At 71.0% G+C, this 11,425-nt stretch carries 9 protein-coding genes; 7 read left to right on the forward strand and 2 right to left on the reverse strand.

Going from position 1 to position 11,425, the window contains the following annotated elements; genetic code table 11:
- Positions 1-25: 25 nt before the first annotated feature.
- Positions 26-1,171, reverse strand: coding sequence for a YihY/virulence factor BrkB family protein (locus tag AB5J73_RS25695; protein ID WP_370973322.1), 1,146 nt, complete (start codon positions 1,169-1,171; stop codon positions 26-28).
- 224 nt (positions 1,172-1,395) lie between these two features.
- Between AB5J73_RS25695 and AB5J73_RS25700 the strand changes: the two genes are divergently transcribed.
- From AB5J73_RS25700 to AB5J73_RS25720, 5 genes are all read left to right on the forward strand, one after another.
- A complete protein-coding gene (locus tag AB5J73_RS25700) occupies positions 1,396-3,132 on the forward strand; it encodes a DEAD/DEAH box helicase (RefSeq protein WP_370961234.1) in 1,737 nt (578 codons plus the stop codon).
- Positions 3,133-3,737: 605 nt separating this feature from the next.
- Entirely contained in the window at positions 3,738-4,877 is a 1,140-nt protein-coding gene (locus tag AB5J73_RS25705; RefSeq protein WP_370961235.1) for a sugar ABC transporter substrate-binding protein, read from the forward strand.
- 90 nt (positions 4,878-4,967) lie between these two features.
- Positions 4,968-5,741, forward strand: a complete 774-nt coding sequence (locus AB5J73_RS25710; protein ID WP_370961236.1) for an ATP-binding cassette domain-containing protein — start codon at positions 4,968-4,970, stop codon at positions 5,739-5,741.
- 20 nt (positions 5,742-5,761) lie between these two features.
- On the forward strand, positions 5,762-7,225 hold the full coding sequence (locus tag AB5J73_RS25715) for a sugar ABC transporter permease (RefSeq protein WP_370961237.1): 1,464 nt from the start codon (positions 5,762-5,764) through the stop codon (positions 7,223-7,225).
- Positions 7,226-7,236: 11 nt separating this feature from the next.
- A complete protein-coding gene (locus AB5J73_RS25720; RefSeq protein WP_370961238.1) occupies positions 7,237-8,418 on the forward strand; it encodes an ROK family protein in 1,182 nt (393 codons plus the stop codon).
- A 130-nt stretch (positions 8,419-8,548) separates the two neighbouring features.
- Here AB5J73_RS25720 and AB5J73_RS25725 read toward each other — a convergent pair whose 3' ends face one another.
- Positions 8,549-8,728, reverse strand: coding sequence for a hypothetical protein (locus AB5J73_RS25725; protein ID WP_086862682.1), 180 nt, complete (start codon positions 8,726-8,728; stop codon positions 8,549-8,551).
- A 341-nt stretch (positions 8,729-9,069) separates the two neighbouring features.
- Here AB5J73_RS25725 and AB5J73_RS25730 point away from each other — a divergent pair, with 341 nt between their 5' ends.
- Positions 9,070-9,870: a DMT family transporter gene (locus AB5J73_RS25730; RefSeq protein ID WP_370961239.1), complete on the forward strand. Its 801-nt coding sequence runs from the start codon at positions 9,070-9,072 to the stop codon at positions 9,868-9,870.
- A gap of 202 nt (positions 9,871-10,072) precedes the next feature.
- On the forward strand, positions 10,073-11,416 hold the full coding sequence (locus AB5J73_RS25735; RefSeq protein WP_370961240.1) for a glutamine synthetase: 1,344 nt from the start codon (positions 10,073-10,075) through the stop codon (positions 11,414-11,416).
- Positions 11,417-11,425: the final 9 nt, after the last annotated feature.

An 11,425-nucleotide genomic window follows, 5' to 3' on the forward strand; every position in this document is an offset into this window, starting at 1 on the left:
TCCCATGTCCGACCTGAGGAGCGACTCAGTCTGAGGGTGGATTCCGGGTCGTCCCTTGGGAGGACACGCGACCCTGAGGAGCGCTGGGTGCCGGTTCCGGTGCGCTCGGTGACGACGTGTCCTCTTCGGACGGTGCGCCGCCGTTTTCGGAGACGTCTTCGGCGCGCGGGCGCTTCAGCGGCGTGGTCGTGCGCTCCCACAGCTTGCGGCCCTCTTCCGAGCGCAGCCGCTCGGAGGCGCGTTCCATCTCCAGCCGCCGCCACTTGCGCCGCTGCCGCCGGGTCGCCTTCGCCGGCCACAGCTCCTGGATCGCGCTGTTGAAGTACGCCCCGCCGACCACGGCCAGCCCGATGAAGAACATCAGCAGCAGGAACGCGATCGGCGCGGCCAGCGCGCCGTAGGTGTAGCCGGTCTTGGTGATCCAGTTCAGGTAGACGCGCAGGCCGACCGACGAAAGCAGGAACACGACCATGGCGAGCACCGCGCCGGGCAGCCCGCGGTGCCACGGCAGCTTCCGCGGCAGGGCGAGCTTGTACAGCGTGGTCAGCGCCAGGGTGATCATCACCCCGAGGGTCGGGAAGTACAGCGCGCTCACCCACGACGTCACGGTCGGGCGCCAGTCCGCCGGGAAGAACTCCGGCAGCAGGTCGGGGCCGATCGCCAGCAGCGGCAGCCCGACCACCAGGATCACCAGGCCGCACAGGTAGAGCAGGAGCGCGAAGATCCGCTGCCAGACGTCGTTGCGGACGCCGTACTGGTCGTGCGCGACCGTGATCGCGTCCACGAACGACGACATCGCCGACGAACCCGCCCAGAGCGAGATCAGGAAGCCCACCGAGACGATCTCGCCCTTGCCGACGGTGAGGATGCTGTTCACGGTCGGCTCGATGATGTCGTGGACCGCGTTGGCGCTGAACACCGTCTTGCAGAAGCCGATGATCCGGTCGTGCACCGCCGCCACGACGTCCTGGCCGAACCACTCGCCGACGAAGCCCAGGCTGCCGAGCAGGCCGAGCAGCAGCGGCGGCAGCGACAGCGTCTGCCAGAAGGCCGCTTCGGCGGCCTCGGAGAAGATGTTGCCCTCCCAGGCCTTGCCGAGCGTGCGCGTGAGGAGGCGCCACGGCCCCTTGCGGGCCACCTTCGTCGCTGCGGACGGCTGCACCTCACCCATGACGCTGTCCAGCATGGTCCATCGCCGCTGATTTGGCTCGTCACCACCGCTGCACCCGGGCGTGTCGGGGGACATCACCCGTGCCGGTGCCCGGAACTGTCGGACCCGGCCGGTAGACTCGCTCCAGTGCCCTCACCGCAGTCGCCGGCCGCCCAACGCAGCAGCAGTCGGTACCACAGTGAGGGTTTTCGCACGTCAAAGCACTTGAGCGAGGGGGGACCGGCATGACGGAGACGCAGCTCGGGGCGCCTCCCGCGGAGAAGGACTCGACCGCGCGCCCGCTGCGGGCGTGGCAGCGGCGGGCGCTCACCAAGTACCTGACGCGCAAGCCGAAGGACTTCCTCGCGGTGGCGACGCCCGGCGCCGGCAAGACCGTGTTCGGCCTGCGGATCGCGGCCGAACTGCTGAGCGACCGCACGATCGAAGCCGTCACCATCGTGACGCCGACCGAGCACCTCAAGCACCAGTGGGCCGCGTCGGCGGCCGCGGCGGGCATCCAGATCGACTCGAACTTCCGCAACACCACCGGTGTCACGTCGTCGGACTACAACGGCGTCGCGCTGACGTACGCGCAGGTCGCGGCCCACCCGACGCTGCACCGCGTGCGCACGGAGAACCGCAAGACGCTGGTCATCCTCGACGAGATCCACCACGGCGGCGACGCGAAGTCCTGGGGCGACGCGATCCGCGAGGCCTTCACCCCGGCGGTGCGGCGCCTGTCGCTGACCGGGACGCCGTTCCGGTCCGACGACTCGGCCATCCCGTTCGTCACCTACGAGCCGGACGCGGGCGGGTTCCAGCGCAGCAAGGCCGACCACTCGTACGGCTACGCGGACGCGCTGGCCGACGGCGTGGTCCGGCCGGTCGTCTTCCTGGCCTACTCGGGCGAGGCCTCCTGGCGCACGAGCGCGGGGGAGGAGTTCACCGCGCGCCTCGGCGAGCCGCTGACCGCGGAGCAGAACGCCCGGGCGTGGCGCACGGCGCTCGACCCGGCCGGCGAGTGGATCCCGGCGGTGCTGCAGGCCGCCGACACCCGGCTGTCGCAGGTCCGCCAGGGCGTGCCGGACGCGGGCGGCCTGGTGATCGCCACCGACCAGGAGACGGCGCGGGCGTACGCGAAGATCCTCGAGCGCATCTCCGGCGAGCCGCCGACGCTGGTGCTCTCGGACGACCCGAAGGCGTCGGGCCGGATCAAGGAGTTCTCGGAGACCACCGAGCGGTGGATCATCGCGGTCCGGATGGTCTCCGAAGGCGTCGACGTCCCGCGGCTCGCCGTGGGCGTGTACGCCACGAGCGCGTCGACCCCGCTGTTCTTCGCCCAGGCGATCGGCCGGTACGTGCGCGCCCGGAAGAAGGGCGAGACGGCGAGCGTGTTCCTGCCGTCGGTGCCGGTGCTGCTGGAGCTGGCCAGCGAGCTGGAGGCGCAGCGCGACCACGTGCTGGGCAAGCCGCACCGCGAGCAGGAGGGCTGGGAGGACGAGCTCCTCGCCCAGGCCAACCGCACCGAGGACGAGCCGGGCGAGGAGGAGAAGGCGTTCACCTCGCTGGGCGCCTCGGCCGAGCTCGACCAGGTCATCTACGACGGCAACTCGTTCGGCACGGCGGTGTTCTCCGGCTCGGACGAGGAGCAGGAGTACCTGGGCCTGCCGGGGCTGCTGGAGCCCGACCAGGTCCGCGCCCTGCTGCGGAAGCGGCAGGAAGAGCAGATCGCCGACGAGAAGCGGCGCAAGCCGGCCAAGGAGGAGGCGCCTCCGCCCGCGGCGCGCCCCCAGTCGGTGAGCGAGCGGCTCGGCGCATTGCGCAAGGAGCTGAACGCGCTGGTGGGGATGTACCACCACCGGACCAAGAAGCCGCACGGCGCGATCCACAACGAGCTGCGCCGGGTGTGCGGCGGCCCGGTGACCGCGATGGCGACCGTCGAACAGCTCGAGGAGCGGATCGTCACGCTGCGGTCCTGGTGACCGGTTCGGCCGCGCTTTCACCCGGCCGCGCCCGGCGTCGCCACGAGATCCTCACCCGGTGGCCTCGGCGGGCCGCCGGAGCCGTCCGGTGTCGCCCGGGCGGCTGAACCAGGCCGTCACCGTCCGTTTCTGGTCAGTACCACCCAGCCTGTGACGCTCTGTACGTCTCTTGTCACCGGCCACCTGCCCGCGTGTCCCCCGTCCGGTGGCCCCTCGGGCACGATCGCCCCGGAAGTCCGCAAGTCGGCGACCAATCACCGCCCGGTCGCGTGGGATCGCCACGGGTTGCGCTCGGTGCACTCCGGAGGAGTACCTTCACGCTGTCAAGAAACCTGGATGTAACACTGAGTGAGTGCTGGCGATCACATCGTCAGCGGATCTACTCTTTCCGGGCGAGGTTCAGCTCGTGTTGCCGAACCGTGTCCAATTGGTGTCATTTAATCGATCCAGCTATCTTCCCCGCAGCCGCTCAGCGGCATATGTTGTCGCCCACAACATATGCGCGTCGGTGCGCCGGGCCCCTCCGGATCACCGCCCCGCAGGCCCGAGACAGCCAACCGTCGACGGCCGCTCGTCACCAATGCTTGGATCCGGAAGGAACGAGGATGCGCAGCAGAACCCTTACCCTCCTCGCCGCCACGGTGAGCGCCGGCCTGGTGCTCTCCGCTTGCGGTGCCAACAGTTCGGACAGCGGGGGCTCGGGGAGCAGCTCCAACTCCGCGTCCGCCCCGGCCGCCGGTGGCGGTGCCAACGGCAAGGTCGGCGTCATCCTGCCGGAGACCGCCACCTCGGCCCGCTGGGAAGCCTTCGACAAGCCGATGCTGCAGGCCGCGCTGTCGGCACAGGGCTTCGAGGCCGACATCCAGAACGCCCAGGGCGACAGCCAGAAGTTCTCGACCCTGGCCGACGGCTTCATCAGCTCCGGCGTCAAGGTCCTGATCATCGCCCCGTCCGACCCGGCCGTCGGTGCCGCCGTCGAGGCGAAGGCCAAGGGCGCGGGCATCCCGGTCATCGACTACGACCGGCCGAGCCTCGGCGGGTCCGCCGACTACTACGTCTCGTTCGACAACGAGAAGGTCGGCCAGCTGCAGGGCCAGGGCCTCGCGGACAAGCTGAAGGACAAGCCGGGCGCGCAGGTCATCCAGATCGAGGGTGCCCCGACCGACAACAACGCGACGCTGTTCACCAACGGCCAGGACTCCGTCCTCAAGCCGCTGTTCACCTCGGGCGCGCTGAAGCTGGTCCAGAAGCAGCCGATCAACGACTGGGACAACCAGGTCGGCGGCACCACGTTCGAGCAGATCCTGCAGAACAACGGCGGCAAGGTCGACGGCGTCGTCGCCGCGAACGACGGCCTGGCCGGCGCGGTCATCACCATCCTCAAGAAGAACGGCCTCAACGGGAAGGTCCCGGTCACCGGCCAGGACGCGACCGCCGACGGTCTGATGGCGATCATGCGCGGCGACCAGTACCTGACGATCTTCAAGCCGATCAAGGAAGAGGCGGAGTCGACCGCCAAGCTGGCCGCCGCCCTGGCCAAGGGTGACACCGCCGGTGCGGACGCGATCGCGACGGGCAAGCTCCACGACCCGAAGAACAACCGCGACATCAAGTCCGTCCTGCTCACGCCGACGCTGATCCTGGAGAAGGACATCAAGACCGTCGTGACCCAGGGCTACGTGAAGGCGAGCGAGATCTGCGGTGGCGACCTCGCCGCCAAGTGCAGCTCGCTCGGCATCTCCTGAGCCGCCCGCAGTACCCATGAACAGCCGGGCCGGGACGCGCACCCCGACGGCGCGTCCCGGCCCGGTCCCCACCCAGGAGAAAAGCCAGCCATGAGTGAGCCCATTCTCGAGATCAAGGGCCTGAACAAGAGCTTCGGCCCCGTCCACGTCCTCCACGACGTGGACTTCGACGTGCGTGCGGGCGAAGTGACCGCACTGGTCGGCGACAACGGCGCCGGCAAGTCGACGCTCGTCAAGTGCATCGCCGGCATCCACCCGTACGACTCGGGGGCCGTGCGGTTCAACGGCGAAGACACCCACATCCGCGGCCCGCGCGACGCGGCGGACCTCGGCATCGAGGTCGTCTACCAGGACCTCGCGCTCGCCGACAACCTCGACATCGTCCAGAACATGTTCCTCGGGCGCGAGCGCGGCAGCTCGTGGAAGCTCGACGAAGCCAGCATGGAGAAGGCCGCCCGCGAGACGCTGGCCTCCCTGTCGGTCCGGACGGTGAAGTCCGTCCGCACGCCGGTCTCCTCGCTGTCCGGTGGTCAGCGCCAGACCGTCGCCATCGCGAAGTCGGTGCTGTGGAACAGCAAGGTGGTCGTGCTCGACGAGCCGACCGCCGCGCTCGGCGTCGCGCAGACCCGGCAGGTGCTCGACCTGGTCCGCCGGCTGGCCGAGCAGGGCCTGGGCGTCGTGCTGATCAGCCACAACATGGCCGACGTGTTCGAGGTCGCCGACCGCATCGCCGTGCTGTACCTGGGCCGGCTCGTCGCCGAGGTGCACACCAAGGACGTCACCCACGGCCAGGTCGTGGAACTGATCACCGCCGGTCGCTCCGGTGACCTCGGCCTGGCCCGGCCCGAAGCCGTGGTCCTGTGAGCGGGAAGAAAGAACCGGAAATGACTGAGACCCCTGCCAAGCACGAGGTCGGCACCCCCGCCGAAGCGCTCGCGCAGACCCAGAACCCCACCGCGGCGATCTCCGACTTCGGCATCGACACGACATCGATGTCAGCCGGCGAAGCGGTCCGCGACTACTTCGCCCGCATCCGGGCCGGCGAGCTCGGCGCGCTGCCGTCGCTGTTCGGCCTCCTCGTGCTGGTGGTCCTGTTCAGCGCGCTGTCGGACAACTTCTTCACCCTGGCGAACATCGCCAACGTCTTCCCGCAGGGCGCGGGCGTGATCATCATCGCGATGGGCATCGTCTTCGTGCTGCTGCTCGGCGAAATCGACCTCGCCGCCGGTGTCGCGTCCGGTACCGCCGCGTCGGTGATGGCACTGCACTACGTGCACGCGGGGAACCTGCTGGGCTCCATGGGGTCCGGCGTGTTCATCACGTTCATCGCGGTGCTCGCCGTGGCCATGCTGCTGTCGGCCTACCAGCGGATCTGGGCCGGTGCCGCGCTGTCGCTGGTCGGCCTGCTGATCGTCGCGATCGGCGTCCCCGCCAACGCCTGGCTGGAGATCCTGCTGGCCATCTGCGTCGGCACCGCGATCGGCTGCATCACCGGCTTCCTCGTGTCGAAGATCGGCATGCCGTCCTTCGTCGTGACGCTGGCGCTGTTCATCGTGTGGCAGGGCGTCCTGCTGCAGTTCATCGGTGAGGGCGGCACGATCGGCATCACCAACTCCGACGTGCTCTACAAGATCGCCAACGGCAACCTGAACATCGTCGGCAGCTGGATCTTCTTCCTGCTCGCCGCCGGCGGGTTCGCGGTGATCACGCTGCTCAGCCACTTCAAGCGGCTCCAGCGCGGCCTGGTCGTGCAGCCGACGCCACTGGTGCTGATCAAGGTCGCCGCGCTCGTCGTGCTGTCGGCGCTGGGCACCTGGCTGCTGACGATCAACCGCTCGCCCAACAAGGCGGTCGTCACGATCCAGGGCGTCCCGTACGTCATCCCGATCATGCTGGTGCTGCTGGTGGCCGGGACCTACGTGCTCAACCGGACCAAGTACGGCCGGTACGTCTACGCGGTCGGCGGCAACAAGGAAGCCGCCCGCCGCGCCGGTATCGACGTGCCGAAGATCCGCGCGAGCGTGTTCGTCATCGGCTCGGCGATCGCGGCCATCGGCGGCATCGTCGCCGCGTCGAAGGTCGGTTCGGTCAGCCCGCAGTCCGGTGGCCTCAACACGCTGCTGTTCGCGGTCGGCTCGGCCGTCATCGGCGGCACGTCGCTGTTCGGCGGCAAGGGCCGGATCTCCGACGCGGTCGTCGGCGGGCTCGTGATCGCCGTGGTCATCAACGGCCTGGGCCTGCTCAAGCAGCCCGCCGCGGTGGTCAACATCATCACCGGTCTGGTCCTGTTGCTCGCCGCCACGGTCGACGCGCTGTCCCGGCGCCGCGCGGCTGCGTCGACGCGCTGAACCAGCATGGAATGATAAAGCCCGTGACCAGCACACCCGTTGCACGACCGGACGAGGTGCGCCGGCACAACCGCACGACCCTGCTCCGCCTGCTGCACGTCGGCGGGCCGAGCACCCGGGCGACCCTGGCCGCCGAGCTGGGGCTCAACCGGAGCACGATCAAGACCCTCGTCGACGGGCTCGCCGAAGCCGGCGTCGTCGAGGAGAAGGTGCCGAGGCCGGGACGAGGGGCGGGCCGCCCCTCGCTCCTGGTCCTGCCCCAGCCGCACGCGGCGGTCGTGCTCGCGGTCGACCTGCAGGTCGAGCACGTCGCGATCGCCCTGGTCGGGCTGGGCGGCCAGATCCTGGGCCGCAACAGCTGGAACCTGCGCGGCCGGATGGGCCAGCCCGACGAGGTCATCACGCATGTCATCGAGTCGACGACCATCCTGGCCGGCGACCTCGACGTGACCCCGGTGGCGGCCGGGGTGTCGGTGCCGGGCGTCGTCCGGCGGGCGGACGGGCACGTGCACGAGGCCCCGAACCTGCGCTGGACCGACGTCGCGCTCGGCGAGCGGCTCGGCAGCGTGCTGCAGATCCCGATCCTGGTCGGCAACGACGCCGAGTTCGGCGCGGTCGCCGAGCACCTGCGCGGCGCGGCCCGCGGGGCGTCCGACGTGGTCTACATCTCGGCGGACGTCGGCGTCGGCGGCGGCGTCATCGCGGAGGGGTCGGCGCTGCGCGGCGGCGCGGGCTACGTCGGCGAAATCGGGCACATGGTGATCCGCCCGGACGGCCGGCCCTGCTACTGCGGCAGCAGCGGCTGCTGGGAGACCGAGGTCGGCGAAGCGGCGCTGTGCCGGGCCCTCGGGCTGCCGGAGGACACCCCGCGCGGCGCGATCCTGTTCGAGCTGCGCGAGCTGGGCCGGGATTCGGAGGCGGCGCTGACGCGGCTCGCGGAGTTCGCCGAGTGGCTGACGCTGGGGCTGATCAACGTCGTCAACCTGCTCGGCCCGCAGCTGGTGATCCTCGGCGACCTGCTGACGGTGCTGCCGGAGGCGGTGCTGCGGCACGTCGGGGCCGAGGTGCGGCGGCGCAGCCTGGTCAGCCGGGCGGTCGGCGGCACCCGGATCGTCAGCTCGGCGCTGGGTGCCGACGTCAAGCTGCTGGGGGCCGCGGAAGTGGCGTTCGAAGTGGTGCTGGATTCTGTCTGATTTCCTGTCCGGTTTCGTGTCCGGAATCACGGCCTTTCGCGGCCGTACCGTGATAACGCCCACGCAATCTGCAAGATGCAGAAAGGCGGCCGGTGCCTGTGCGCACCGGCCGCCTTTCGCGTATCGGGGGTTACCGCTGGATGTCGGCGGACAGTTCCTTGAGCTTGGCCTCGTGCTCGCGGGCGTGGTGCCCGCAGAAGAGCAGTTCGCCGCCTCCGGAGAGGACGGCGCGTACCTGAGCTGCTGCTCCGCACCGGTCACAGCGGTCGGCGGCGGTCAGTTCGGGGCGGGTGAGCGTTGGCGTTGTCATGGGGGTCTCCCTCCGTCCCGGCACCGGTTGCCCGGTGCCATCGATCCAGCTACGCCCACTTCGGAACGCTGCCGGTGGCGGCGATCGCCGTCGGCTCCGCGGTGTTCGTGCTTCCACTCTTCCAGACGTTTCGCGGCCCGCAAGTGTTCCCGCGCCGGTGGGACCTGAGTCACGTCGATTTACCCCGGATGTCGTAGCCGGATCCCGCAATGCAGGAGACGAATACCCGGAGAGTTACGTTTTCCGTGGTCAGGCACCATGGAGTCGTGAGTACGGCGACTACCCCACGACGGCTTTCCACGGTCCCCGCTCCGCTCTTGTTCGTTCTCAGCGGAATTTCGATGTACGCCGGAGCGGCGGTCGCGGTCGACCTTTTCGGCCACGCGACCCCGGCGGGAGTGGCCTGGCTCCGCTGCCTCGGCGCGGCGGCGGTCCTCCTCGCCTGGCGCCGCCCCGCCCGGCCCGCTTGGCGCGGCCGCCGCCTGTGGCTGGCGATCGTGTTCGGCGTGGTGACGGCGGGCATGAACGTGCTCTTCTACGAGGCGATCGCCCGCCTCCCGCTCGGCACGGTGGTGGCGATGGAGTTCGCCGGCCCGGTCCTGGTGGCGGCCCTGGGCTCGCGGACCCTGCGGGACGTGCTGGCCCTGCTGCTGGTGGCCTGCGGAGTGGTGGCGATCGCGGACGTCCGCATCGCCGGCTCGTTCCTGGGCGTGGCGTTCGCCCTGGCCGCAGCGGCGGCGTGGGCGGGCTACATCCTCCTGGGCAAGCGAGTGGCGGTCGACGGCGACGGAATCGACAGCCTGGCCATCGGCTTCGCCGCGGCGACGGTGGTGCTGTCCCCGCTGGCGCTGGGAACCGGGGAGGTGTGGTCTTCACCCCGGATGCTGCTGCTGGGCGCCGGCGTGGGGGTGCTGTCGACGGTGGTGCCGTACGCGCTGGACCAGGTGGTCTTGCGGAGGCTGGGCCAGGCCCGCTTCGCGGTGCTGCTGGCGTTGCTGCCGGTGACGGCCGGGGTGATGGGGTTCCTGCTGCTGGGGCAGGTGCCTTCGGTCCCGGAGGCACTGGGGACGCTGGCGGTGGTGGCGGGGGTGGCGCTGCGGAGCCGGGATGGGGCCGGCCGGGCGGTGGAGCCGCCTGGCTGAGGTTCGAGCGTGGAGCCGCCGCGCTGAGGCTTGGTGGGCGGAAGGCGCCGGATTGAGACTTGGAGCGGGTCGGCAGTTGCGTGGGCCCCAGGCTCCGGCTCGCGGAGGGGCCGTTTCGTCGGACCCGCCCGATACGCTGGAGCGGGGCTCGCCCCCCCCGGGACGGGCGGGGGCTGTCCGGGGCCGGAGGAAGCGGGTGGCCATGACCAAGGCGGCGGCCGCGGCGGCGAAGGACTTCGCTGCCGCCGGGGTGGGGGGTGTCCACCTCGCCTGGGCGGACAACAACGGCATCCCGCGCTCGCGGATCGTTCCCGTCGCCGGGCTCGCCGATGCCGCCGTCCGCGGGGTCGGGGCCACCTCGCTGTTCGCCGTTTTCGACAGTCATGACGCCATCACCTACGGGCACGCCGGGCTCGCCACGCCGTCCGGGGACATCCGGCTCGTGCCCGTCGTCGAGCGGCTGCGGCGGCTGGCCGGGCAGCCCGCGCTCGCCTGGGCGCCCGTGCGGCAGCTCACCCGGGACGGCGAGCCGTGGCCCTACTGCCAGCGGACCGTGCTCGGAGCGCAGGTCGCCGAGGGAGCGCGGCGGGGGCTCGAGTTCCGGGCCGGGTACGAGCTCGAATTCGCCGTCGCTCCCGCGGACAGCGCCGACATCGTGACCACGCCCGGGCACCCCGGGCCCGCCTACAGCCCGCACGCACTGGTCCGCCTCGACGGCTTCATCGCCGCCCTCCTGCACGACTTCGCCGCCAACGGGCTGCGGATCGGGCAGCTGCACGCCGAGTACGGCGTCGCGCAGATCGAGCTGTCGCTCGCCGCCACCGATCCGGTGGGTGCCGCCGATGACCAGTTGCTTGCGCGGCAGACCATTCACGCCGCCGCGCACGCGCACGGGCTCGTCGTCAGCTTCGCGCCGCTCATCGGGCTCGGTGCGGCCGGGAACGGCTGGCACCTGCACACCTCCGTCCACCGCAAGGGGCGGAACCTCCTCGACGACCTCGGCGGAGACGGGGCCGGCTACCTCGCCGGCCTGCTGCGCGACCTGCCGGCGCTGACCGCGATCACCGCGCCGAGCGTCCCGTCCACCCTGCGGCTGCGGCCCGGCTACTTCGCGGGCGCGTACGCGTTCTGGGGCGTCGAAAACCGCGAAGCGCCGCTGCGGTACGTCCCCGGCTCGCCACTGCTGGGGGCCGGCCACGCGAACGTCGAGCTCAAGACGTCCGACGCCTCCGCCAACCCGTACCTCGCGCTGGCGGTCGTGCTGGCCGCCGGGATGGCCGGCATCGAGGACGCGCCGGCGCTGTCCGAGCCGATCGGCGAAGACCCGGGCGGCTGGACGGCGGGGGAGCGGGAGACGCGCGGGGTGCGGCGGCTGCCGGCCGACACCGCCGAACAGGACGCCGCGCTGCTCGCCGCGCCGCGGATCGCCGGCGTCCTCGGCGACGACCTGCTGGGTGCCTTCCGCGCGGTCCGGGCGTCCGACGCGGCGTGGGCCGCCGACCGTGCGGCCGACGAGATCGTCGCCGCGCACCTGTGGCGTTATTGAAGGCTGGGA

The organism is Amycolatopsis sp. cg9, from assembly GCF_041346945.1.
GTDB lineage: Bacteria > Actinomycetota > Actinomycetes > Mycobacteriales > Pseudonocardiaceae > Amycolatopsis.